The 24,043-nt window shown below is 59.7% G+C and carries 17 protein-coding genes; 5 read left to right on the top strand and 12 right to left on the bottom strand.

Annotation, left to right across the window (positions count from 1 at the left end; translation table 11 throughout):
- Window positions 1–55: 55 nt before the first annotated feature.
- Genes AC2A6O_RS04050 through AC2A6O_RS04060 form a run of 3 tightly spaced genes read right to left on the bottom strand, consistent with a single transcriptional unit; the run spans window position 56 to window position 2,337 of the window.
- Window positions 56–640: an NUDIX domain-containing protein gene (locus AC2A6O_RS04050; protein WP_148584538.1), complete on the bottom strand. Its 585-nt coding sequence runs from the start codon at window positions 638–640 to the stop codon at window positions 56–58.
- 17 nt (window positions 641–657) lie between these two features.
- The gene (locus tag AC2A6O_RS04055; protein WP_498925832.1) at window positions 658–1,842 is read right to left on the bottom strand and encodes a CaiB/BaiF CoA transferase family protein; all 1,185 of its coding nucleotides are present in this window, start codon (window positions 1,840–1,842) and stop codon (window positions 658–660) included.
- Window positions 1,843–1,869: 27 nt separating this feature from the next.
- Window positions 1,870–2,337 (bottom strand): class I SAM-dependent methyltransferase, encoded by a 468-nt coding sequence (locus tag AC2A6O_RS04060; RefSeq protein WP_498925833.1) that lies wholly within the window; start codon window positions 2,335–2,337, stop codon window positions 1,870–1,872.
- A gap of 296 nt (window positions 2,338–2,633) precedes the next feature.
- On the opposite strand from AC2A6O_RS04060, the gene pepN reads away from it, so the two are divergent.
- On the top strand, window positions 2,634–5,279 hold the full coding sequence (pepN, locus tag AC2A6O_RS04065) for an aminopeptidase N (protein ID WP_498925834.1): 2,646 nt from the start codon (window positions 2,634–2,636) through the stop codon (window positions 5,277–5,279).
- Window positions 5,280–5,436: 157 nt separating this feature from the next.
- The gene (locus tag AC2A6O_RS04070) at window positions 5,437–7,791 is read left to right on the top strand and encodes a PAS domain-containing sensor histidine kinase (protein WP_148584542.1); all 2,355 of its coding nucleotides are present in this window, start codon (window positions 5,437–5,439) and stop codon (window positions 7,789–7,791) included.
- Window positions 7,792–7,848: 57 nt separating this feature from the next.
- Here AC2A6O_RS04070 and AC2A6O_RS04075 read toward each other — a convergent pair whose 3' ends face one another.
- The 6 genes from AC2A6O_RS04075 to AC2A6O_RS04100 form a co-directional block, all read right to left on the bottom strand.
- Window positions 7,849–8,742, bottom strand: a complete 894-nt coding sequence (locus tag AC2A6O_RS04075) for an alpha/beta fold hydrolase (RefSeq protein ID WP_498925835.1) — start codon at window positions 8,740–8,742, stop codon at window positions 7,849–7,851.
- A gap of 113 nt (window positions 8,743–8,855) precedes the next feature.
- Window positions 8,856–11,852 carry a bifunctional [glutamine synthetase] adenylyltransferase/[glutamine synthetase]-adenylyl-L-tyrosine phosphorylase gene (locus AC2A6O_RS04080; protein WP_498925836.1) on the bottom strand — a complete coding sequence of 999 codons (2,997 nt, stop codon included), beginning with the start codon at window positions 11,850–11,852 and terminating at the stop codon, window positions 8,856–8,858.
- Window positions 11,809–13,263 carry a sensor histidine kinase gene (locus AC2A6O_RS04085; RefSeq protein ID WP_148584545.1) on the bottom strand — a complete coding sequence of 485 codons (1,455 nt, stop codon included), beginning with the start codon at window positions 13,261–13,263 and terminating at the stop codon, window positions 11,809–11,811. Before AC2A6O_RS04085 ends, AC2A6O_RS04080 begins: the two co-directional genes overlap by 44 nt.
- On the bottom strand, window positions 13,247–13,933 hold the full coding sequence (locus AC2A6O_RS04090; RefSeq protein ID WP_148584546.1) for a response regulator transcription factor: 687 nt from the start codon (window positions 13,931–13,933) through the stop codon (window positions 13,247–13,249). Before AC2A6O_RS04090 ends, AC2A6O_RS04085 begins: the two co-directional genes overlap by 17 nt.
- A gap of 191 nt (window positions 13,934–14,124) precedes the next feature.
- Window positions 14,125–15,657, bottom strand: coding sequence for a Do family serine endopeptidase (locus AC2A6O_RS04095; RefSeq protein ID WP_162855030.1), 1,533 nt, complete (start codon window positions 15,655–15,657; stop codon window positions 14,125–14,127).
- 298 nt (window positions 15,658–15,955) lie between these two features.
- Window positions 15,956–16,627 carry a glutathione S-transferase gene (locus AC2A6O_RS04100; RefSeq protein ID WP_498925837.1) on the bottom strand — a complete coding sequence of 224 codons (672 nt, stop codon included), beginning with the start codon at window positions 16,625–16,627 and terminating at the stop codon, window positions 15,956–15,958.
- Between the two features lie 129 nt (window positions 16,628–16,756).
- Here AC2A6O_RS04100 and AC2A6O_RS04105 point away from each other — a divergent pair, with 129 nt between their 5' ends.
- The 3 genes from AC2A6O_RS04105 to AC2A6O_RS04115 all read left to right on the top strand — a co-directional run bounded on the left by AC2A6O_RS04105 (window position 16,757) and on the right by AC2A6O_RS04115 (window position 20,142).
- Window positions 16,757–17,755 carry a DUF2336 domain-containing protein gene (locus AC2A6O_RS04105; protein ID WP_148584547.1) on the top strand — a complete coding sequence of 333 codons (999 nt, stop codon included), beginning with the start codon at window positions 16,757–16,759 and terminating at the stop codon, window positions 17,753–17,755.
- Window positions 17,756–18,171: 416 nt separating this feature from the next.
- A complete protein-coding gene (locus AC2A6O_RS04110) occupies window positions 18,172–18,819 on the top strand; it encodes a 5-formyltetrahydrofolate cyclo-ligase (protein ID WP_498925838.1) in 648 nt (215 codons plus the stop codon).
- 243 nt (window positions 18,820–19,062) lie between these two features.
- Window positions 19,063–20,142 (top strand): DUF2336 domain-containing protein, encoded by a 1,080-nt coding sequence (locus AC2A6O_RS04115; protein ID WP_148584549.1) that lies wholly within the window; start codon window positions 19,063–19,065, stop codon window positions 20,140–20,142.
- 35 nt (window positions 20,143–20,177) lie between these two features.
- Here the strand turns inward: AC2A6O_RS04115 and AC2A6O_RS04120 are convergent, their stop codons facing one another.
- From AC2A6O_RS04120 to AC2A6O_RS04130, 3 genes are all read right to left on the bottom strand, one after another.
- The gene (locus tag AC2A6O_RS04120) at window positions 20,178–21,428 is read right to left on the bottom strand and encodes a bifunctional alpha/beta hydrolase/OsmC family protein (RefSeq protein WP_498925839.1); all 1,251 of its coding nucleotides are present in this window, start codon (window positions 21,426–21,428) and stop codon (window positions 20,178–20,180) included.
- 134 nt (window positions 21,429–21,562) lie between these two features.
- On the bottom strand, window positions 21,563–22,048 hold the full coding sequence (locus AC2A6O_RS04125; protein ID WP_498925840.1) for a cytochrome c-type biogenesis protein: 486 nt from the start codon (window positions 22,046–22,048) through the stop codon (window positions 21,563–21,565).
- A gap of 4 nt (window positions 22,049–22,052) precedes the next feature.
- Window positions 22,053–24,038 carry a heme lyase CcmF/NrfE family subunit gene (locus tag AC2A6O_RS04130; RefSeq protein WP_498925841.1) on the bottom strand — a complete coding sequence of 662 codons (1,986 nt, stop codon included), beginning with the start codon at window positions 24,036–24,038 and terminating at the stop codon, window positions 22,053–22,055.
- Between the last annotated feature and the right edge of the window lie 5 nt (window positions 24,039–24,043).

Raw genomic sequence — 24,043 nt, forward strand, 5'->3', positions numbered from 1 at the left:
AGGCAAGCTTTCGGCTATCCACCGCAAAGGCCTGCGACCGCGATGTCTTTCGCCTTTAGCCGGCCAACTGTTTCAGCGCCAGGTCCTGAAGCAGAACGATGGTCTTGGCATCCATGATCTCGCCAGACCGGATCATGCCGAGTGCCTTGTCGAGCGGAACGTGAAGCACCTCGATGTCCTCACCCTCGGTTTCCTTGCCTCCACCAGCAGCAACCTTGTCCTTCAGATGGTATGTGCCTCGGAAAAATGCCACATATTCGGTGACCGAGCCCGGGCTCATGAAAGCATCGAACAGGTGCTCGAGTTCCGAAACCTCGAATCCCGTTTCCTCGATCAGCTCCGCCCGCATCCGGTCTTCGGGATGCGCGCCTTCCAGAAGACCGGCAGGCGCTTCGATCACCATCGGGTCGCGTCCTGCGACCCAGACAGGCAGCCGGAACTGACGCGTCAGCAAAACGCAGTTCCGCTCCGGATCGTAGAGCAGGCAGGTTGCGCCATGGCCCTTGTCATAGACTTCACGCAGTTGCTCCTGCCTGGCGCCGTCCCGGCGCCTGTACTCGATCCGGTGACGGGTCAAGGTGCCCCAGGCATCGGCCAGGACTTCACTTTCGACCACCTTGAGGTAATCCGGAGTGCTCATGTGAGTGCTTTCTTCGTTCAGGATTTCGCGCCGGTGGCGATACCGAGTTCTTTGAGGATTTCGTCCGTATGCTCGCCAAGTGCAGGCGCGGCCCGATCCAGCACCAGCTTGCCATTCCTGAACCGGATGGGGGTGCGAACCGAGGCGACCGAGCCGCCATCGACGCCGGTTGACGGCAATTCGACCTTCATTTCCCTGTGCAGCACCTGCTTGTCGTTGAAGACGTCTTCCACGGAGTTGATCGGTCCGGCCGGAACGCCTTCGACTTCCAGAGCCGCCAACAGGTCGTCGCGGGCTCTGGTCGCCGTTTCCGCCGTCAGGATCGGCACAAGATCCGAGCGAGCGGCAACCCGCGCGGAATTGGTTGCATAGCGCGGGTTGTCGGCAAGTTCAGGCAGACCGAGAACCGCGCAAAGCCGCCTGAACTGGCCATCATTGCCGACTGCGATGATCAGATGACCATCGCTGGCTGGAAAGACCTGATAGGGAACGATGTTGGGATGTGCATTGCCCAGACGCTTCGGCGTTTTGCCCGATACGAAATAGTTGAGGGCCTGGTTTGCCAGCACGCCGACCTGCGCATCGAGCAACGCCATGTCAACCCATTCCCCTTCGCCGGTTTCATCCCGCCGGCGCAGGGCAGCAAGAACACCGACAACGCCGTAAAGACCGGTGAAGATATCCGCGAAGGCCACACCGATCTTCTGCGGGTCGCTCTCAGGCTCCCCGGTCAGATCCATGATGCCGCCCATGCCCTGGATCATGAAGTCGTATCCGGCGCGGTGCGCGTATGGCCCATCCTGACCGAACCCCGTGATCGAGCAATAGATCAGTTTCGGATTGACCTTCGACAGGCTGTCGTAGTCGAGGCCGTATTTGGCGAGCCCGCCAACCTTGAAGTTCTCGATCAGGATGTCGGCATCCGCCACCAGTCGGCGGACGAGCTCCTGTCCTTCCTCGGTCCGGAAATCCACTGCAATCGAGCGTTTGCCGCGGTTGCAGGCGTGGAAATAGGCGGCATCCCTGTCCGTGCCGGTCTCGTCCTTGACGAAAGGTGGTCCCCAGCCGCGGGTGTCGTCACCTTGCGGGCTTTCCACCTTGATGACGTCCGCCCCGAGATCTGCGAGGGTCTGCCCTGTCCAGGGCCCAGCCAGAATGCGGGCCAGTTCGACAACCTTGATACCTTTAAGCGGCGCGGTCATGTGTCTCTTCCTGAAGAATGCCGACGGTCAGGCTTCTGATGTCTTGCGGTAGATATGGTAACGGCCCTGGTGAATGCCGTCCGGTTTCTTCACGGTTTCGTAATTCGGCAGGTCAAGTTCGAGCGCACACAATATTGTGCCGCCAACAGCCATATGCGCATCAATTGCCGGCGCCAGCCAGAAGGCTGTCGCGAGGTCATTGGTCGGATCTGCCGAGCCGATGTCGATGTGGGCGAAAGACGCCTTTGCCCCGATCCGCGGACCGCAGAAAACAAGCGTGTCGCGAATGTTGCCAAGGATCATGTGATCCGCATCCGGAGCGCAGCTCGGATGGCAGTCCATGGCGAAATCGAACACGAAAATTTCCTTGTTGGGATAAATCTCGCGCAAATGGTCATAAGTCCGGCCATTGCCCAACCCCAATTCAAGGACCGGCCCCTCGACCTTGTTGACCTCGTCGACCAGAAATTCGAGCAATATTTTCTGCGATGTCATTCGGCGAATAAAACTGTCCAAACGGCTCATTAAAAAGATCCCTGCAACTTGCGAAGTCCATGACATAGACAATGCCCCGGCTGGCGTCAAAACCTCCAATCGGTATTTAGATGTTATCAATAAGCTTACAAACCGGTGGCCGTTGCGGAAGGTCAAAGAGGACTTTGCGGGAATCCGCGATCATGCTAACGCCTAGAACATCCTCACAACCTCATGAGGGTGCGGTCCAGCCCCGGCCAGAACGTTCCAGGCAGGCTCGGGCAGGCCCTTGCGCCTAACATCAGCAGGAGATTTAGATGCGTTCCGAAACGGCGCCGGCCATACGGCTGGAAGACTACAAACCGCCACTTTATCGCATCGACAAGGTCGCCCTGAATGTTGAGCTGGCGCCCAAGGTGACGTGCGTCACCGCAACTCTTGAGGTCAACAGGCAACCGGGGACAGACGCCGGCGCTCCGCTGGTACTTGATGGTGACGAATTGTCGCTTGTCGGCATCAGCTTGAACGGCGAGACGCTGGACGAAGCCGCCTACACCGCGACCGACGACCGTCTCGAAGTTCTCTCTCCGCCTGCCGACACGTTCGAGTTGACACTCGTAACCGAACTCGATCCGGACGCGAACACCAAATTGATGGGCCTTTACCGCTCCTCTGCGACCTATTGCACCCAATGCGAGGCCGAGGGCTTTCGAAGGATCACCTATTTTCTCGACCGTCCGGACGTTCTTGCTGTCTACACGACTCGTCTGGAAGCCTCGAAGACGGATTGCCCGGTTCTCCTGGCCAATGGCAACCTTGTGGAGACAGGCGACATCGAGGGCACCGGCAGGCACTACGCTGTCTGGCACGACCCGCATCCCAAGCCCGCCTATCTGTTCGCGCTCGTTGCCGGCGATCTCGCGGAAGTTCCGGACAGGTTCACGACCATGTCCGGGAAGGACGTGGCGCTCAATATCTACGTCGAGCACGGCAAGGAAGGCCTGTGCGACTGGGCCATGGATTCCCTCAAGCGATCGATGCGCTGGGACGAAGAAGTGTTCGGCCGTGAATACGATCTGGAGGTGTTCAACATCGTCGCCGTGTCGGACTTCAACATGGGTGCGATGGAAAACAAGGGCCTGAACATCTTCAACGACAAGTACGTTCTGGCCGACCCGGACACGGCAACCGATCAGGACTATGCCAATATCGAAGCCGTTATCGCGCACGAATATTTCCACAACTGGACCGGCAATCGCATCACCTGCCGGGACTGGTTCCAGTTGTGCCTGAAGGAAGGCCTGACGGTGTTCCGCGATCAGGAGTTTTCCTCCGACATGCGCTCACGCCCAGCCAAGCGCATTGCGGATGTACGCCTTCTGAAATCGCATCAGTTTCCGGAGGACGCAGGCCCGCTCGCACACCCTGTGCGTCCGAGAAGCTATCACGAAATCAACAACTTCTACACAGCCACCGTTTATGAAAAGGGCGCCGAAGTCGTCCGCATGCTCCAGACGTTTCTGGGGGAGCAGGCGTTCCGGGCGGGGCTGGATCTCTATTTCGCACGCCACGACGGGCAAGCAACCACGATCGAAGCCTTCCTGACCTGCTTCGAGGAAGCTTCCTCCACTGACCTTGAACAGTTTTCGCTCTGGTACGAGCAGGCCGGAACGCCCGTGGTGTCGGTGGAGACGAAGTATGATCCCGACCGCAAGACGTTCTGCGTTTCGCTGTCACAGGAAATTCCGCCTCTCGCCGGACAGAAGTCCAGCAAACCTGCTGTCATCCCGCTGCGTTTCGGGCTGATCGGGCCCAACGGCGAGGATATGGAGACAGGCCCTGCGGAGGGCGCCACAGTCAGTGGCGATGTGCTTGTCCTCGACAAGGCCCATCAGGACGTGATCTTCAAAAATGTTGCCGCGGCTCCCGTTCTCTCTCTTCTGCGCGGGTTCTCCGCGCCCGTCCGGCTGAACCAGCCTCTCGATTCGAAGGACCTTCTGTTTCTGGCAGCGCAGGACCGAGACCCCTTCAATCGGTGGCAAGCAGTTCAAACGCTGGCGATGCAGGATCTCGTCAGGCTTGCGGGCCTCGTGGGCGATGGCGCGCAAGACGCTCCGTCCGAAGACGTCATCGGTGTCCTTGCATCCGTCCTGGAGGAAACCCAGCTCGACGAAGCCTTGCGCGCACAGGCACTCACCCTGCCAAGCGAGGCGGATATCGCCCAGGAGATGGGCAAGGACGTCAACCCGGATGCCATCCACGCGGCGCGGGAGATGCTGCGGCGGGCTGTCGCCGCCCGCCTCGGCTCCGCACTGCTGCCTTTCATTTCCGCCCCCTCCGCCAACGGAACCTATTCGCCGGATGCCGAGGCCGCCGGAAAACGGGCACTCGCAAACCGCTGCCTGCATTACTATGCAGCCTCCGGTGCGGACGACGCAGCCGATCTTGTCTGGTCCCGGTTCGCCTCTGCCGACAACATGACCGACCGGCTCGCGGCGCTCACGCTACTGGTTCACGATCACATGCCACGGGAAGAGGAAGCGCTTGCGGCCTTTAGGCAGCGGCACGCAGACAGCTCGCTCGCCATTGACAAGTGGTTCATGACCCAGGCCATGGCACCGGGCGACAAGACTCTGGACCGGGTCAAGGCCCTGATGTCCGACCCTTCCTACGATGCCGGCAATCCCAACCGCGTCAGGTCGCTTCTGCAGTCCTTCGCCACTGGCAACCCGACACAGTTTGCCCGTGCGGACGGTGCCGGTTTCGAACTGGTGGCCGAATCAGTTCTGGAAATAGACAAGCGAAACCCGCAAGTGGCATCGAGACTTCTGACGAGCTTCCGCTCGTGGCGCGCACTTGACCCACAAAGAAGTGCCCTGGCCGAATCTGCCCTCCTCAGGGTTTCCGCATGCGAAAATCTGTCGAGAGACAGCCGCGACATTGTCGATAGAACCTTGCAGTAGTCTGCAATACTGAGAAAGGTTAACGAAAGAACCGAAAAACGGGCCGCGCGTTAACCATTTTATTCTTGGTCAGGTCTGGACAAGAACCGACGATTTGATTCAAATGGAAGTGATTCGGGGGTTACCCCGGCGCGGCGGTTTTTGAGGCACACTTCCTATGGCGAGAGCAGTAGCTGGCGACGCATCTTCGCGGCGCGGCGAGAAGGAGTCTGAGCAGGACACAGACGCAGGCACAAGCAAGCTGCCTCTGCGCGCCCTGCTCATTTCCCTTGCGGAGAGCCTGGCGCGCTCCGACAGCCTGATGCGACGCCTCATTCCTGGCCTCGCCATTGTCTTTATCGTTATTCTGGCCCTGTTCCGCACAGGCGATCTTGTAACCGACTACACCCGGACCCAGGAAACCGCGCAGATGACGTTGAGCCTGATGGCAACCGTCGTCGCCAGCGGCCTCATGTCTTCGGAAAGCGACCTGCCCGAAACGGGCTACCGGACAACCCTGAAACGCATCCTTGCCGACAGCATGCCTTCCGGGGCGACCAGCAAGGGCCGTATCTATCTCGTCACCGACCAGTCCGGCACCATCGTGGCGTCCGCCCCTCTCCAGCCTGCTCTCGAAAGCCGTCCGATCAGCGATCTGCTCGGCCCATCGCAGCCTCTCATGGTGTTCGGCGACCGCGCCGGCGTGATGCCTGTGGACACCGACCTGGGCGGAAGCAAGGGCAAGGAAAAGGTTTTGGCCACCGTCCATCATCTTGATGGGCGTCTCGGCATGGTGGCGGTTCTGCAGCCCGAAAATGCAATCTTCCGCCAGTGGCGGGACGACCTGTCTGCAAATGTGACGCTGTTCGTCGGCACGTCTCTGGTTCTGCTGGCCGTCATCTACGGCTTTTTCAGCCAGGCGACCCGTGCGGAAGCAGCTGACGACATGTACGCGGCAACCCGCGCCCGCATCGACACCGCCCTCACCCATGGCCGCTGCGGACTGTTCGACTGGGATCTGTCGCGTGGCAGAATGTTCTGGTCATCCTCGCTCTACGAGTTGCTGGGCCGCGAACCGAAGGACGACATTCTCAGCTTCGCCGATGTCTCCGACATCACCCATCCTGATGACATCGACCTTCTGGGCCTTGCCGAACATCTTCTGGAAAGCGGCGAGACACTGGTCGACGAAACTTTCCGCATGCGCCACGCTGACGGCAGCTGGATCTGGCTGCGTGCCCGCGGCGAGATCCAGTCCGAGCCCGGCCGGGCAGAACCGCATCTCATCGGGATCTGTCTCGACATCACCGAACAGCACGAGCTTGCCGAACAAAGCCGCATGGCCGATCTGCGCCTGCGGGATGCAATCGAGACGATCTCGGAGGCGTTCGTTCTGTGGAATGCGCGCAACGAGCTTGTGATCTGCAATTCCAACTACCAGTCGCTGCACAGCCTGCCGAATGCCGTGATCAAGCAGGGCACGCCCTACAAGGACGTGATGGCGGCCGCCTCCAACGCGGAAGTGGCGCCACAACCGGTCACCTTGCGCCAGCGCGGCGGCGAGCCGGAAGGCTCTTACGAAGCGCAACTGGAAGACGGTCGCTGGCTGCAGATTTCCGAACGGCGCACGAAGGACGGCGGCTTCGTGTCTGTCGGCACGGATATTACTGCGCTGAAGAAAAACGAAGAAAAGCTGGTCGATTCCGAAAAGCGTCTGAAGGCGACCGTGACCGACCTTCAAAAGTCCCGCCAGACGCTTGAAGTGCAGGCCCGCCAGCTTGTTGAAATGGCGGAGAAGTACCAGGAAGAAAAGACCCGTGCGGAAGCTGCCAACAAGGCGAAGTCCGAATTCCTGGCCAATATCTCCCATGAACTGAGAACGCCGCTCAACGCCATCATCGGGTTCTCCGACATCATGACGCAGGAAATGTTCGGCCCGGTCGGCACGGACCGCTATTCGGACTACTGCAAGGACATCTACTCCTCCGGCACCTATCTTCTGAATGTGATCAACGACATTCTCGACATGTCCAAGATTGAAGCCGGCCGCATGACCATCGAGACGGAAACCGTCAATGCGTCGGAATCTGCCGAAGATGCCAGCCGCATCGTCACTGGAGCGGCAACCGAAAAGAACATTACCGTCACCACCGACGTCGTTGAAAACGTCTCGGTTCATGCGGACAAGCGGGCGCTGAAACAGATCCTGCTGAACCTTCTAGCAAATGCGGTGAAGTTCACGCCGGACAATGGCACTGTCACGCTCAAGGCCCGGCCACGTGGCGACAAGCTGCATTTTGAAGTGATCGACACCGGCATCGGCATTTCCGAGCGCGATATCGAACGTCTTGCCCAGCCGTTCGTTCAGGTGGAAAACCAGTTCACCAAGACCCACCAGGGGTCGGGGCTTGGACTTGCCATCGCCCGTTCGCTGGTCGAGTTGCATGGCGGTTCGCTGGTGATCAAGTCGGAAGTCAAGAAAGGCACGACCGTCAGCTTCACGCTGCCGCTTGCCGACAACGAAGCTGCCTGAAAAAGTCGGGCTTTCTCGAAAGTCGCCGGTTTCCTTGCCGCAGCAAGGCAGCAAAGATCACTCCTTGCTGCCCGGCGCCGTCAGTTCGTGCAGGATGTCGCGCGCACGGGTCCAAAGCAATGCGCCCCCCTCTTCAGGAAAGAACCGGTGGCTTGCGTTTGGCAGTCTCTCTGCGAGTGATTGACCGAAATCAGGTGAATGGACCGGGCTGCCATCCTTGCCGCCGTACCAGAGTGTCACCGGGCAGTTGATCCGGCCAAGGTCGATCCCCCAGGGCGTGAGCGCTGCAAGGGTATCAAGAACATATCCCTTCGGCCCCTGCCTGAAGCCCTGATGAAGCGCCTGCCTGTAGGCCGAGGCAAAGGGGTCGATGCCATAGACCGTCTGGTCCTCCGGCGAACTCATCGACAGGACAAGATCATAAAAGCCATCGGGTTCGGCAAAGCCCTCCAGCATCGCAGAAAACCCCACCGGATCTTCCTGTGCGTGCCGGATCATCTGCGTCACCTGTTCCGGCAACCGGTCTGCGAATTCCGGGCGGTAAAGTTCATCCTGACCGGAGACAATCGACAGGGAACTTGCCGTGCCGGATGCCGCAACAGCAAAGGCGAAAGGGGCCCCTTGCGAAAAGGCGACCACCGGGAGCGTGGTTCTGCCCAGGTTGGAAGCAAGGTCGGCAATATCACCTGCAACGCTGGCAAGTGTCTTGCCGGGATCTTCAGAAGATGCGCCGAGCCCCGGCCTGTCCGGTGCGATCAAACGGATATCGAGAGCTTCGAGATGGCCCTGCCCGAAGCCAAACGTGCCGGCCATTCCGGCACCTGTCAGAAACAAAACCGGGTCACCGGTTGGCGGTCCCCATTCGGACCAGGCAAGCACACGGCTGTCGGCAAGCGCGAGGTTGCCGCCGCGGTCCGGGCGACGGACCGCTTCATCAAATGAATAAGTCATGACGTTTCTCAAGAAATGGGAAAGGGTTCGCTCAAGGGAGCGCAAAATGATTTGAAATCGGCCGCCGGCGCGGCCCTTCCCTAGCCCAATGAAAACGGCTTTGCAATCCGCCTCTAACTGCTGACCGTTTCCACCTCTCCGATCAGTCGCACGAACGTATCACGCACCTTCCCCTGAAGTTCTGCCAGTTCCGCTTCCAGCCGACTGAAGGTCGGGCTTCCGGAGGCCTGCACCAGAAGGTCCAGAACACCACGAGGTGCCTCCGCCGGCACGAACTTGCCGGAAAGGGCCAGACGCAGCACCTGGGTCAGGCGGTGGTAAAGCCTGAGGGCTTCCAGCAACAGGCCTGCATCCCCCAAGCTCAAAAAGCCTGCGTCGCGAGCCAGCTCCAGCGCCTGCTCCGTGCTTTGAGCCAGGATTTCCGGATTTTCCTGAGCATGTGCGAGCTGCAGAAACTGGGCTAGAAACTCGATATCGACCAGACCACCGGCCACCTGTTTCAGGTCCCAGACGTCCTTGGTACCTTTTTCCTTCTCGATCCGGGCGCGCATGGTGCGGACATCGTCAGCGAGTTTCGTCAGATCACGCGACTGAACAAGCGTGCCGCTGATGCTGTTGACGATCTTCTGCTTGAACTCCGGCGTCGTGGAGGCAATCACCCGCCCGCGTGTCAGCGCCATATGCTCCCAGGTCCAGGCTTCCTTCTGCTGGTAAGCTATGAAACCGTCGAGATTGGTCGCCAGCGGGCCTGCGTTGCCGGAGGGACGGAGCCGGAAATCAACTTCGTAGAGCGAGCCCTCTGCCGTCGGTGCGCTGATGGCCGTTACCAGTCGCTGGGTCAGGCGCGTATAATATTGGGTGATCGCCAGGGGCCTCTTGCCGTCGGATTGCTTGACGTCCTCCGGAGCTTCATAAAGCAGGATGAGGTCCAGATCGGACGCCGCCGTCATTTCGCGCCCACCCAGCTTGCCCATGGCTAGGACGGCGACATTGCCGCCCGGTACCGTGCCGTGGCTTTCGCCGACATGAACGATCACCTGTTTCAGGATCCGGTCGACCACCACTTCCGCCAGCCGTGCTAGTGCAAACCCCACCCGGTCGGCGGACAGCGTGTCGGAAATCATCCGCAGGCCGATCAAGAACTGCTGTTCCTGGGTAAAGATCCGTGCCCGATCCAGTGCCTCCTCGTAAAAGCGGGCCTGGGAGAGTGTCCTGTCCAGCCCAGCGCGAAACTCCTCGACGCTCGGCATGGCACCGAAGAAGGCGGGATCGAGAACCGCGTCCAGCACATGCACGCGCTTGGAAACCGTCTCGGCCATGCGCGGTGCAGCGCCCATGGTGGTTGCCAGAAGCGTTAGAAGTTGCGGATTGGACCTGAGCAGAGAGAACAGCTGTACGCCTGCCGGCAGCTTGGCCATGAAGCTGTCGAACGCCCGCAGCGCGGCGTCCGCATTGTCCGTTGCTGCCAGCGCGCTGAGGAGCGCCGGATGCATCTCGGTCAACCGCTCGCGTGCCTTGGTCGAGCGGGTGCAGGGATAACGGCCGAAATGCCACGACTTGACGATGGCCGCCGCTTCCGCCGGCTGCTTAAAACCAAGGCTCGCGAGCGTTTCCAACGTGCCGGGGTCATGATCGTCACCAGTGAAAACCAGATTGCCCAGTTCCGACGAGAGCGCCGGCTCATCTTCGAAGAGTTCGGCGTAGTGGTGCTGCACCGTCCGCAAATGATGGAGAAGTGCGTCCTCGAAGTCGGAGAGCTTGTCATAGCCCATCAGCGCGGACACCCTCTTCATGCCCTCCTCATCCTTGGGCAGAAGCTGGGTTTGCTCGTCGTTGAGCATCTGAATGCGATGCTCGACGTTGCGCAGGAACTGGTAGGCAGACGCCATCTCGTCGCGTGTCTTGCCCTTGATCCAGTCGGCATCGACCAGCGCATCCAGCATGTCGAGCGTGCGCCGTCCGCGAAGCGCCGGATTACGGCCTCCGGCGATCAACTGTTGGGTCTGGACGAAGAACTCGACTTCACGGATGCCGCCTCGGCCAAGCTTCACGTTGTGCCCGGCAACCGCAATGGCGCCATGGCCCTTGTGCATATGTATCTGGCGCTTGATCGACTGCACGTCGGCAATTGCCGCGAAGTCCAGATACTTGCGCCAGATGAACGGCACGATTTCATGGAGGAAAGCTTCACCGGCCGGAATGTCGCCTGCGCAGGGCCGCGCCTTGATCAGCGCCGCGCGCTCCCAGTTCTGGCCGAGAGACTCGTAGTAGACCAGCGCGGCAGGAACCGACATGGCAAGCGGCGTTGCTCCCGGGTCGGGGCGCAGGCGCAAATCGGTGCGGAAGACATAACCATCCGCGGTCCGGTCCTGCATGATCTTGACCAGACGGCGCGTCAGCCGGACGAATTCCACCGGAGCTTCCGCCGATCCGGCCATCGGTGCCTTGGCCGGATCGTAAAGAACGATCAGATCGATGTCGGACGAATAGTTCAGCTCATTTGCGCCGTGCTTGCCCATGGCAAGAACGATGAGACCGCTGTCGACTTCCGGCTTTTCCGGATCATGAGGTGTGAACTTGTTCCGGCGCGCAAGATCACCAAGACAGAACCTGATGGCAGCCGTCAGCGCTGCGTCCGCAAATCCGGCCAGGGCACCGGTCACGCGGGTCAGGCCGATTGCGCCGGCAATATCGGCAAGGCCGAGTGTCAACGCAAGATCGTGCTTGAAAAGGCGCAAGGTGCGCATGATGCCGGCTTCGTCCTCCGCCCGCGCTTCGCGGGCGTCCGACAGCAGGTTTTCCAGACGGATTTCCGGCGCTTCCTGCAGCAGGCGAAGAAGGCCCGTGGGATCGGCGAGCATCAGATCGCGCAGATAGGGGGAATTGCCGATAACCCCGAGCAGGAACCCTTCCAGATCCGGCTTTTCCTGCAAAAGGGACTTCAGCGCCTCACCGGACTCAGCATCAGACAGGAGATCTTTCAGGAAGAGGGCTGCATGAGCGGGATCGGGCGCTTTGGGCACTACCGCGATCCGGTCGGCCAGAATACCTGCGCCACCGTCCTGGTTAGTCCCCTTCCCCCGATTGCCCGGCTGTGCCGCCTTGTTCATGCCCGCTCCTGCTGCTGTCCGGTTTCACCGGCTTGAGATCGATCCGGGCACTTAGACCCGGGTCCTCATTCATGAAGCGCAAGTCTCCACCATGCAAGCGGGCAACTGCCTTGACCAGACTCAATCCAAGGCCGGTTCCAGGTTCCGAACGGCTTTCTTCAAGCCGGACGAAACGTTCCTTGACCCTGTCCTGGTCCTTTTCCGGAATGCCGGGGCCATTGTCAGTGACGCTGAGAACCACACGGCCATTCTCTTCGCGGGCCCCGAGGCGAATACGCAAGTCGCCGGTTTCCGGCCGGCCGTATTTCAGCGCATTTTCAATCAGGTTCACCAGCACCTGGCTGATCAGATCGCGGTTGCACTCCGCCATCAGGTCTTCGGGCAGATCTGTTTCAAGCTTGCCGCCTTCGTCTTCCACCAGCGGTTCATAGAGTTCGGCAACTTGCTCGACCAGCTTGTTGACGTCGGCCTGCTCCATGACGGAGGCCGGAGCCATGGATTCAACACGCGCGATGCCCAGCAGCGCGTTGAAGATCCTTAGGAGCTGATCGGATTCCTGAAGCGTTGCTTCCAGGGCGCCGCGATATCCCTCCTCGCCTTTTGCTTCGCGCAAGGCGTTTTCAGTCCGGGTTTGCAGGCGAGTCAGCGGTGTTTTCAAATCATGGGCGATGTTGTCCGTGACATCCTTCATCGACTGCATCAGAACTTCGATCCGGTCGAGCATGGTATTGAGATTGACTGCCAGACGGTCGAATTCGTCGTCGTTTCCGGCCACGGGCAAACGTCCGGAAAGCTCACCCTGCATGATCGTGCGGCTGGTGGCTGAGATCTCGTCGATACGCTTCATCACCCTTCGGCTGACAAACAGCCAGGTGATCGCTGCCATAACCACAACGACGACAAGCCACAGCCGAAAGGCGTTGGCCAGAAGGTTTGCAAACCGGAGCTGCTCGCCCAGGTCTCGCCCAACCAGAAGACGGAAGCCGCCTCGCAGCTCGAAGGTACGCACCATGGCCTGGCGTTCGACGTCTTCCGAATCCTGACCGAGCCGCGTATAGCGAACCCGGCGCAAACCGCCGTCGGCTTCTTCCAGAACGGTGGTAGGCAGGCGGGCGATGTTGCCGACGAGGGCATTGCCCGCGAAGTCGACCAGGAGATAGAGGCTGGCATCGGGATGGCGGGAGCGCGTGTCGATGGTTTCGACCAGGTCCCGCACACCGCCACGCACATAGACATCGGCAAGCGTTTTCAGTTCCGAATCGACGGTCTGAACCACCTGTTCGGACATCAGGTTGTCCGTGTTGTCCGCAATGTAGAACAGCAGCACTCCGGACATCACCGTGAAGACGGCAATATAAAGCAGCGACAGCTTGAAGGCTGTGGTTCTTGTAAACCTAGTGAGCCGCGTCACGGATCGTGTATCCGGCACCCCGGATGGTGTGCAGCAGAGGTGTGTCGAAACCCTTGTCGATCTTGCCTCTCAAACGGGAGATGTGAACATCGATCACGTTGGTCTGCGGATCGAAATGGTACTCCCAGACATTTTCGAGCAGCATCGTACGGGTCACCACCTGACCGGCGTTCTGCATGAGATATTCCAGAAGGCGGAATTCGCGCGGCTGCAAGGGGATTTCCGTTTCACCGCGGCGGCAGGAATGTGCCATGCGGTCAAGTGTCAGGTCACCGACGCTATAAGTGGTTTCAATCTGGCTGGCCGACTTGGGACGCCGGGCCAAAGCTTCGATGCGGGCCAGCAATTCGGTAAAGGCGTAAGGTTTTGGCAGATAGTCGTCGCCGCCGGCCTTGAGACCCTTGACGCGGTCATCGACCTGGCCGAGGGCGGACAGGATCAGCACCGGAGTGTGGTTGCCTTGCTTGCGCAGTTCCTGAATGACAGAAAGGCCATCCATCTTTGGCAGCATACGGTCAACGATGAGGATGTCGTAGTCTCTGTCGTGCGCCATATCCAGACCGGCCGGCCCATCGGCAGCCTGGTCAGCGGTGTGGCCCAGTTCACTCAAACCCTTGACGAGGTAGCTTGCAGCTTCCGGGTCGTCTTCTATGACAAGAATCCTCAACATCCCATCCTTTTAGCTTGAGTTGCCCCTAAAGAAAATGGCTGGCGGCGGCGATGGATGTGAGTATCGCCGCCGCCAGTCAGTCAGGGTCTAGCAGATAAACCCTGGGCAAAGACCGGCCGGTCGGGGTTTGGGGGCAGAGGGCAGGCCGGTCTTGCTTCTCAGGTCCGGTCCGGGGCAGAACCGGTCCCTGATCAGGCGAGGTTCATGGGCAGGGCCACGAACCGGGTCGTGTTGTTGGTTTCAACCCGGAAGAGAACCGCCTTGCGGCCATCCTTTTCCGCCTTGTCCAGTGCCTTCAGGACATCGGACGGGCTGTTGACCTTCATGCCGGCGACTTCCAGGATCACGTCACCGGTGTTGAGGCGTTTTTCGGCAGCCGGGCTGTCCGGATCGATTTCGGCGATAACCACGCCGTCACCTTCCATGCCGGCTTCGGCTTTCGTCATCACAATAAGGCCGAGGTCGTCGAGGCTGGTCTTGCTTTCCTCGGCTTCCGTCTGAAGCGCGGCAACCTGATCCGGTTCCTGCAGGCGACCCAGCGTCACGGTGATGTCTTCTTTCTGACCGTCACGCCAGACCGTGATGTCCACATTGCTGTCCGGCTCGTAAGCCGCAATGATCTTGGACAGTTCGCGCGGGCCTTTCACCTCGGTGCCGTCAACAGCAAGGATGGTGTCGCCCGAGCGCAGTCCAGCCTTCTGAGCCGGGCTGTTTTCCTGCGCTTCCGCGACGATGGCGCCGCGGGCCTCATCGAGGCCAAGGCTTTCCGCAATGTCATCGGTCACGTTCTGGATCTGAACGCCCAGCCAGCCACGAATGACTGTACCGTCGTCCTTCAGCTCCATGATGACATCCTGCGCGGTCGAGGCCGGAATGGCGAAGGCGATACCGACGTTGCCACCGGACGGCGAGAAGATCGCCGCGTTCACACCGATCACTTCACCATGCATGTTGAAGGCCGGGCCGCCGGAGTTGCCGCGGTTGACCGGGGCATCGATCTGGATGAAGTCGTCATAGGGGCCTGCGCCGATGTCACGGCCACGCGCCGAGACGATACCGGCCGTCACGGACCCGCCGAGACCGAACGGGTTGCCGATTGCAACGGTCCATTCACCGACCTGCGGTGCTTCCTTGGCAAAGTCGACATAGGTGAACTTGTCGTCGCTATCGACCTTCAGGAGCGCAAGGTCGGTCCGCTTGTCAGCGCCGATGAGCTTGGCGTTGTATTCCTTGCCATCACGGTCGATGACCGTGAACTCAGTGCCGTTTTCAATCACGTGATGATTGGTCACGAGGTAACCGTCATCGGAGATGAAAAAGCCGGAGCCCTGGGAAATGCCGTACTGGCGCGGCGCGCGGCGCTGGTTATGCTGCTGCTCACCGCCCTTGCCGCCAAATTCGCGGAAAAAGCGCTTGAACGGGTGGCCGTCCGGCAGACCCTTGAAGAAACCTTCGGGGTCGTCGTTGCCACCGTCGAAGTTCATCATGCGCGGCTCTGCGGCCTGTTTGACCTGAACACTGACGACCGCTGGGCTGACAGCACTGACGACGTGGGAAAAGTCCAGCGGAGCCGCGGTATCGACACTAACCGGATCAGCCAGAGCCAGTTGGCCCGGAACGATGGTCTGTGCCGTCAGAAGTCCGGCTGCGCCGAGCGCGACGACGCCTGCGAGCAGCTTGGCGCGGCGGGAGCGCAGGGGAGAAACTGAGCGACTGTTTTGCATGTTGTCTTCCTCTTTCGAGATTCGGTTTGAAGGCCAATTCCTGGAACGCTGGCGGGGAAAGCCCTCAAGGTTCGAAAGTGAAGGTATGTGAACCAGTCTTACAGGCGCCTGTCGGCGGCATTACAGTTTTGTAACGTTGGGAACCAAATCGGAAAATCGCAAACAGCTCATGGCCTGAAGCTGAAATTTTTTTGTCCGTCGCACCATCGGCGGGCAGGAAAAAGGGGTCGGAGGCAAGAAACAGTCGGGCAATCTCACAAGAAGACGGGTCCCGGACCAGAGAATCAGGACACGGGAATCAAGGGGCGGAATTTGCCTCAGCGGGAAAGAAGACCGGGATGTCTCCCGCCCGCCACGGGCGCCATTTCGGCATCACGGATTGAAACCGGGGAGACGTTTCGAAGGCTTCCAGCCAGACCTTCAAGGACGTCCAGTCCTGGCTGTCGAACCAGCTTCGGTCCGAGTTGGCGAACTGACGAACGAACGGCAGAATTGCATAATCGGCAAGCGAGGCCTTGCCGCCAAAAAGCCAGGGCGTCCCGGTCAGACGGCTGTCCAGACGCCAGAGATAGTCCGCTGCTCCCGCTCGCTCCGTTTCCCTGTCCGCATCCGGATATCTCGTATCGTATTTGTAGCGGTCGAGATGGCGCTTGAACGGGCCGTCACAGTCAGCGATCAGCGCCAGTATTTTATCGAGATCGCCCGTCTCAGGCCTGAGCCAGTTTTCCGGATCGGCGCGTTGCAGTGCCCAGAGCATGATGTCCAGGCTTTCGTCGATCACGGTTTCATCGGCCTTCAGGCATGGAACGGTTGCCGAAGGCGAGGTTTCCAGAAACTCGGGTGCCTTGTCCCGTAAAACGATTTCCCGCAGCTCGACCTTTTCGCCGCTCGCGGCAATCGAGAGCCTCGCCCTGATGGCATAGGGACAGCGGCGGAAGGAATAGAGGATCGGCATCGAAGTTGCGCTCATGGGCGTGAAATGACGCATTGGCGTAGTCAGGTCAACACTGCTGATGACACCATGTTGCAATGAGCCGAGCGGTGTTTTTCACACGTTATAAAGAATATTCAGCGAAACTTATGCCGATAGGGTACGGACATGAGTGACTCGCTTCTTAAGCTTGCCAGGGAAAGTTCTTCGGAGAAAAAACACGAGCTTGCCGAGCACGTGACAGGTCTTCTTGTTGCCCGCGCGGACGATACAGGTTCTGACGAGACCCATCTTCTGAACAACATGCTGGAGGGCGTCTACGATGCCCTGGAACTCGACGCCAAGCGCAAGATGGCGGAACGACTTGCGGACGTTCGTGCCATGTCCTCCAATCTTGCCGCCGCCATGGCCAGCGACGAGTTGCCGGTTGCCCAGGCCATTTTGGAACGCTCCACGTCTCTGCGGGAAGAAGACCAGCGTAAAATCGCGGAAACCAAGGACCAGGGCTACCTTCTCGGCCTTGCAAAACGCGATCACGTCAGCAAGGACGTCAGCGATGTTCTGATCAAGCGTGGCAGCAAGGAAGTCAAACAAACGCTGGCAGCCAACCTCGGTGCAGAGATCACCATGCCGGTGTTCGAGAGCCTGGTGAAGGACATGCCCAAGCAGCTTGGCGATCGCATCCGGCACTTGCGCAAGTCAAATGAAGAGTTGCTGGAAGATCTGTTCCGCGACGACGGTGACGTCGCGTCGGGTGTGGAACTGGTGAAGAAACAATCCAAGATCAGCCCGAAAGCCTGGCTGACAGGCATCCGGCTCGGCAAGACGACCCTGAACAAGGCCGTCTACCAGCTAGCCCAGGAACACAACCTTCTGGACGCGGTTGCCCTGCTCTCTTTCTTCTCCGGCCTCGACATGAAATATGTCCACAATCTCATGGTCCGGTTCGACTCCACCGGTATAGCCACGGTCTGCCGCGCCGCAGGCATCGGCGCGATGGAGTTTCAGGCGGTGTGCAAGGAACGCTGCAAGCACCTGAAGTTTCCTGAAAGCACCGGCAGCAAGTGGCTGACAAACTATCACATGCTCGATGACACCGATGCCCGCCGTCTTCTGTCACTGATGAAAATCAAGCTCAAAGCCATCAAGCACGAGCAAGCTGCCTGACTGCGGAAAATCTGTAGGGCCTGCTGTCGAAATTTCTCCAATGGAACAACCTCGGCGCGGTCGATCTCGCCCGTCTCGTGGCAGCCGCCAATAGGAATGGCCGTCTTGAGGCTTCTTCAACCAGCACGGCGTATTACACGTGTTGTCCAGAAACGCCGTTGAAGGGCCTCCCCCCCCCTTCGCCCGCGAGCTTATGACAGCTCCGGCGAGACGTCTTTGGACAGCGCCCTGCCGCTTCGCGATGCCCTGCATATCCTGGTACGCGATAATTTCGATCATGTTCCGGTTTGCCGGGGGACGTGTTCGAAGGATTTATGACCAGGTCTCTTCTGCTTGAAGCTCTGGTTTGGCCGACCACCGACAGGAAGGCGGCCTGACGCGGCACTAATACAAGGACGTGAAAGGAACTGGCCTGAATGAGTCACGACGACGACCTGCCTGGAGATCCTGTCTGCTTTGCCGACATGCTGGTGAGTGGTTATGTCGTTGACCAGGAGACATTTCGCGATGTCAGCCGGTTCCGCAAATCTGAACGCATCCGCCTCTATGAGAAGCGAAAGGGACTGACCAGCACGGAGCGGACAGAAAAGACCGCTGCCTTGATCGACCAGCTTCGCACGGTTCTGGAAGCGACAGACTTTCAGACCATCTCCTTTTATTGGCCGATCCGCGGCGAGCCTGATTTACGCGCCTTGATGGCAGACCTGAGCAAGGTGGGAAAAACCGTTCTTCTGCCGGTCGTTCTGGAAAAACAGGCGCCGCTGGCCTTCCGTCCGTGGCAGCCCGGGTGCGCGATGACACGAGGTGTCTGGAACATTCCCGTTCCCGAAGAAGGCCCGTCGCTGGTGCCTGAGGTCGTGATTGCTCCGCTGGTTGGCGTCGACGCTGGTTTTTATCGGCTCGGCAATGGTGGCGGTTATTACGACCGCACTCTGGCATCCCTGCCGGCCAAACCGCTGACGATCGGCGTCGGATTTGCCTTCTGCCGGCTGCCGTCGATCTTTCCGATGCCCTGGGACGTGCGGATGGACAAGGTTGTCCTCGATACCGGCGAGGAGACGTAGGGAGCGGAGCACCCGGCTTTGTCTCCAACATTGGCTCCTTGAAGCAACCTAACCTTGAGAGATGAGATGGCTTGCCAAATAAAGTATGTGACGGGAACCAGACATCTGCAGTTGAAGCGCACAGCATACATTGTCAGTAATACGGACGACCTCAGAGATTTATCGTTTTTTTATCCTGTGCTTTAGACAGTTGTAAACTGTCTGTGGGTTAGGTGTACTGTCAGAAAAACGGACAGCTTAAAGATGCTCAACGACCTTCTCAATCTCGCTCAGGAAAGCACTCCGGAAAAACGCCACCAACTGGTGGAACACGTTACGGACCTTTTTGTACGCGGTGCGAACAGTTACCAAACCGAAGAAATCGCCCTGTTCAACACGGTGCTGGAAAGCATGCTTCCCACAATGGAGCCTGAACAGAAGAAGGCCATTTCCGAACAACTGGCGCCGATAGACGACACTTCCCACAAGGTGGCCTATGAGCTTGCCCGGGAAGAGATCGACATTGCGCGGCCGATGCTTACGTCCTCCAATGCGCTCAAGGCCGAGGATATTCTCCGGCTGGCCAAGACCATGGGTCAGGGCCACCTTTTGGCAATCTCCAAACGTGAGCACCTTGAAGCCAATGTTACCGATGTCCTGCTGGAACGCGGCGAAAGCCCGGTCAAGCAATCGGTCGCAGCCAACTCCGGCGCGGAATTTTCCGAATGGGGCTCCCGCTTGCTGATCAAGCTGGCGGAGCAGGATGAGAAAATCCGCAACGCGATGATGGAACGGACGGACATCACCGAGTCCGATTACGACAAACTGATCAATCAGATGCCGGAAGCCCAGCAGGCAAAGATCCGCAAGCTGCGCGAGGAAAACGAGACCCTGATCCAGGATCTCTTCCACAAGGCCAGCAAGGTTGTTGCCAGTTCGAAGCTCGAACGCAAGGCAACCCGCATCAACGCCAAGGTTACGTTGAAGGAAATCCGGGCCGGGCAACGCACACTCAGCAAGGCCATCACCCAGCTTTCGCTGTCGAACAACCTGTTCGACATCTGCTTCCTGCTGGCGGAAATGGCAGGTCTGGAGCAGAAATACGTCACCAATGTCATGGTGCGCTACGATTCCACCGGCGTCGCGGTTCTGTGCCGTGCCATGGGCGTGGAAAACGCGGATTACGCAGCGCTGTGCAAGGCTCGGGCGATGCACAACAAGCAGACGCAGTCGACCGCGGAAAACTGGGCCAACGACTATCAGTCGCTGTCAGATCGTGACGCGCGCCGGCTTCTGTCCTTCATGAAAATCCGCTTGCAGACCCTGGAAGGCCAGGCGGCCTGAAGCCGCCTCCCCGCTTCCCGCAAGTTCCCGTCAGATCACGCTTGCGATGTGCCTGACGGTACTTCCCGCGTCACCACCGCAGCGCCTGCTTCCAGGGTGCGATGGACCGGGCACTTGTCGGCGATTTCCAGCATCCGCGCCCGCGTTGCTTCGTCCAGGTTTCCTTCCAGCGTGATCAAACGCTCGAAACGGTCAATCTTGCCGTCTCGCGACTTCACGCTTTCAGAACACTCTTCGCAATCGGCCGCATGCACCTTGCCGTGCAGAACGCGCGTGCCGATCCGGTCGATGTCGAGCCCCTTGCGCTCGGCGTACATGCGCAATGTCATCACAGTGCAGGCGCCAAGCGCGGCGGACAGATATCCATAGGGCGAAGGGCCGCTGTCGAAGCCGCCGACGTCCTTGGGTTCGTCGGCAATCATCCGGTGCTCGCCACTGGTCACCATGACCTGAAACTTGCCCTGCCCGGTCTCCACTACCTCAACGCCATCTTTCACCTCGTCGTCGGCGGTGTTCTCAACGGGATCGAGATAGCGTCCAGCCCAGCCGGCAATCACCCGGGCAGCATACGCAGCGTCCTCGCTTTTCGACAGAAGGTGATCTGCCGTATCGAGGGAGACGAAGCTTTTGGGATGCTTTGCGGCGACGAAAATACTGGTGGCGTTGTCGATGCCGACAACCTCGTCAAGCGGGGCATGCATCACAAGAAGCGCCTTGCCGAGACTGGCGACCTTGTCCTGAACGGACTGGGCTTCCAGATCTTCCAGAAACTCCTTGCGGATGGTGAAGTTGCGCCCTTCGAGACAGACTTCGCCCTGCCCCTGCTGGCGGATCGTGTCTTCCTCACCCTTGAAGCTATGGATGACGTGATCCGCATCGGAGGGAGCTCCAATGGTCACGACGGCCCGCACTTCGGGAATGTCGGCGGCTACGGACAGAACCGCGGCTCCCCCGAGCGAATGGCCGATCAGCAACTGGGGGGCCTGATAGTTCCGGCGCAGGTAGTCCGCTGCCCGTTTCAGGTCTTCGACATTGGAGGAAAAGCCGGTCGAGGCGAAATCTCCGCCGCTGCCGCCAAGACCCGTGAAATCGAACCGGAGCACGGCGACGCCTTCTTGCGAAAGAGCGCTGGCAATATGGCGGGCGGCGGCAATGTCTTTCGAGCAGGTGAAGCAGTGCGCGAACAGCGCAAACGCCCTGATGTTGCCTGCCGGCAGGTCCAGCCGGGCGGCCAGACTTGCCTCGTGGGCTCCGTCGAATTCCAGTTTCAGCGGGTGCTGTCCCATTGTCCTGCCTCCATGTGGTCGCTCGACCTCAGGTAGTCACACCTTGCAGCGATACAAGACACGCCTTTGTGTGAACCGAGTGACCGCGTTCCGTAAACGGGCTGCACAACGACAATCAGGACAGCGCCGAAACGTCAGTCAGTATTGTCCAGCAAGGCCTGCAGGCGCCGTTCTTCTTCGGCGGTGAGCCTCGGCGCGGAAGGATCGGTTGCTGCGGAGCGGTTACGTGCGCGCTTGCGCAGGGCTGCGCCAATCGCGATCAGGCCTGCGATCAAGGCAACGGGACCGGCTGCCCAAAGCACGATGGTGTGCCAGGCAAAGCGGGGTTTCAGGAGCACGAATTCGCCATAGCGGGAGACGAGATAGTCAACCACCTGCTCGTCGCTGTCACCGGCGACCAGCCGCTCGCGCACCAGAATGCGCAGATCCTTGGCCAGAGGCGCGTCGCTGTCGTCAATGGACTGGTTCTGGCAAACCATGCAGCGCAGTTCCGCTGACAAGGCCCGGGCCCGGTGTTCCAGAACCGGATCGTCCAGTACTTCGTCCGGAGCAACGGCAAAAGCAGGTGCGGCAAGAAGACTGAAGCCAAGCAGCATGGCAAGGAGAAGGCGCTGTATCATCCGTTTACTCCGCCGCCGCCACGCTCTGCGGACGCTTGCGGGCCGGTTTGGGCGCCCCCACACGCAGCCGCCGGTCGGCGATGGAGAAGACCGCACCGAGCGACATGATTACACAGCCGATCCAGATCAGGGTGATCAGCGGCTTGTAATAGACGCGAACGTCGACGGCACCATCGCCGCGCCCTTCGCCCAGCGACAGATAGACCTGCGAAAAGCCTGTCGTATAGATGCCGGCTTCCGTCGTCGGCATTTGCCGGGCGGTGTAGATGCGCTTCGACGGGTCAAGTTCAGCCACCACGGCTCCGCCCCGGCGGATGGAGAAGTGACCGACTTCTTCAGTGTAGTTTGGTCCACGGCGCGGCGCGGCACCTTCGAATGTCATCTGGTATCCGGCAAGTTCCACGGTGTCGCCCGGGCGCATCGTGAGAACCCGCTCATCCTGAAAAGCGGAGGCGGTTACAATGCCAAGAACGGTCAGGCCGATGCCGAAATGGGCGATGGCCGTGCCCCAGGCAGATCCCGGTAGACCGACGAGACGTGAAAAACCGCGCTTGAAGCCGATTTCGAAGAATTTGACGCGCGTCACGATTTCGGACATCGCACCGGCCATGACCCAGACCGCCAGTCCCACGCCAAGCGGCGCCAGCACCTTTTCCATGCCCCAGGCCCAGTAAGTGACGAGCGTCAGCAAAAGCGCCAGGCCGAAGGCCGCGTAAAGCCGCTGGCAGGCCGCGCCGAGATCCGCCCGTTTCCACGACAGGACCGGGCCGAAGGGAATGGCCATAAGCAACGGCACCATCAAGGGACCGAAAGTCAGATTGAAGAAGGGCGCGCCGACCGAGATCTTCTCGCCGGTGACGGCATCCAGCACCAGCGGATAAAGCGTGCCCACAAAGACAGCCGCACAGGCAGCCGTGAGGAACAGGTTGTTCAACACCAGCCCGCCTTCGCGGCTGATGGGCGCAAACAGGCCGCCCTGCTTCAGCATCGACGCACGCCAGGCGAAGAGGCTCAGCGATCCGCCGATGAAGACGCACAGAAGCGCGAGAATGAAGACACCGCGGGCCGGATCGGTGGCAAAGGCATGAACCGAAGTCAGAACACCGGAACGCACAAGGAAGGTCCCGAGAAGCGACAGCGAGAAGGTGAAGATCGCCAGCAGGACTGTCCAGACCTTGAGAGCCTCGCGCTTTTCCATGACGATTGCTGAGTGCAGCAGCGCGGTACCCGCCAGCCACGGCATGAAGCTGGCGTTTTCGACCGGATCCCAGAACCACCAGCCACCCCAGCCGAGTTCGTAGTAGGCCCAGTAAGACCCCATGGCGATGCCAAGCGTGAGGAAGCACCAGGCAAGCAGCGTCCACGGCCGCACCCATCGTGCCCAGGCGGCATCGATCCGCCCAAGGATCAGCGCCGCAACGGCAAAGGAGAAGGTGATCGAGAAACCGACATAACCGACGTACAACAGAGGTGGATGAATGGCGAGACCGATGTCCTGAAGGATCGGGTTGAGGTCAGCCCCTTCCAGCGGCGGGTTCAAAATCCGCGTGAACGGATTGGACGTTGCCAGCAGGAACAGGATGAAACCGGCGGAAACCCAAGCCTGCACGGAAAGCGTTACCGCCCTCAGATCGGCAGGCAGGTTGCCCCCGAAAATACCAACCAGCGCGCCGAAGAAAACCAGTATCAGCACCCACAGAAGCATGGAGCCTTCATGGTTGCCCCATACGCCGGTGAACTTGTAGAGCAGCGGCTTCGCTGAATGGCTGTTTTCGACGACGTTCAGCACCGAAAAGTCGGAACTGAGATAGGCCCCCGTCAGCACCATGAAGGAGAGCAACACCAGAACGAAGAGCATCACCGAAACGGGCGGCGCCACCGACATCAGGCGGTCATCCTTCTGGAGCGCGCCCCAAATCGGCAGAACGGACTGAACAAGTGTCAGAGCGAAGGCCAACACAAGTGCGTAATGTCCGAATTCGACGATCATGTCCG

Source organism: Labrenzia sp. ATLA3 (assembly GCF_057180185.1).

Bases quoted from the DNA above. Each gene is read 5' to 3' on its own strand.
- AC2A6O_RS04050 (WP_148584538.1), bottom strand. From the start codon at position 640: ATGAGCACTCCGGATTACCTCAAGGTGGTCGAAAGTGAAGTCCTGGCC.
- AC2A6O_RS04055 (WP_498925832.1), bottom strand. From the start codon at position 1,842: ATGACCGCGCCGCTTAAAGGTATCAAGGTTGTCGAACTGGCCCGCATT.
- AC2A6O_RS04060 (WP_498925833.1), bottom strand. From the start codon at position 2,337: ATGACATCGCAGAAAATATTGCTCGAATTTCTGGTCGACGAGGTCAAC.
- pepN (WP_498925834.1), top strand. From the start codon at position 2,634: ATGCGTTCCGAAACGGCGCCGGCCATACGGCTGGAAGACTACAAACCG.
- AC2A6O_RS04070 (WP_148584542.1), top strand. From the start codon at position 5,437: ATGGCGAGAGCAGTAGCTGGCGACGCATCTTCGCGGCGCGGCGAGAAG.
- AC2A6O_RS04075 (WP_498925835.1), bottom strand. From the start codon at position 8,742: ATGACTTATTCATTTGATGAAGCGGTCCGTCGCCCGGACCGCGGCGGC.
- AC2A6O_RS04080 (WP_498925836.1), bottom strand. From the start codon at position 11,852: ATGAACAAGGCGGCACAGCCGGGCAATCGGGGGAAGGGGACTAACCAG.
- AC2A6O_RS04090 (WP_148584546.1), bottom strand. From the start codon at position 13,933: ATGTTGAGGATTCTTGTCATAGAAGACGACCCGGAAGCTGCAAGCTAC.
- AC2A6O_RS04095 (WP_162855030.1), bottom strand. From the start codon at position 15,657: ATGCAAAACAGTCGCTCAGTTTCTCCCCTGCGCTCCCGCCGCGCCAAG.
- AC2A6O_RS04100 (WP_498925837.1), bottom strand. From the start codon at position 16,627: ATGAGCGCAACTTCGATGCCGATCCTCTATTCCTTCCGCCGCTGTCCC.
- AC2A6O_RS04105 (WP_148584547.1), top strand. From the start codon at position 16,757: ATGAGTGACTCGCTTCTTAAGCTTGCCAGGGAAAGTTCTTCGGAGAAA.
- AC2A6O_RS04110 (WP_498925838.1), top strand. From the start codon at position 18,172: ATGAGTCACGACGACGACCTGCCTGGAGATCCTGTCTGCTTTGCCGAC.
- AC2A6O_RS04115 (WP_148584549.1), top strand. From the start codon at position 19,063: ATGCTCAACGACCTTCTCAATCTCGCTCAGGAAAGCACTCCGGAAAAA.
- AC2A6O_RS04120 (WP_498925839.1), bottom strand. From the start codon at position 21,428: ATGGGACAGCACCCGCTGAAACTGGAATTCGACGGAGCCCACGAGGCA.
- AC2A6O_RS04125 (WP_498925840.1), bottom strand. From the start codon at position 22,048: ATGATACAGCGCCTTCTCCTTGCCATGCTGCTTGGCTTCAGTCTTCTT.
- AC2A6O_RS04130 (WP_498925841.1), bottom strand. From the start codon at position 24,038: ATGATCGTCGAATTCGGACATTACGCACTTGTGTTGGCCTTCGCTCTG.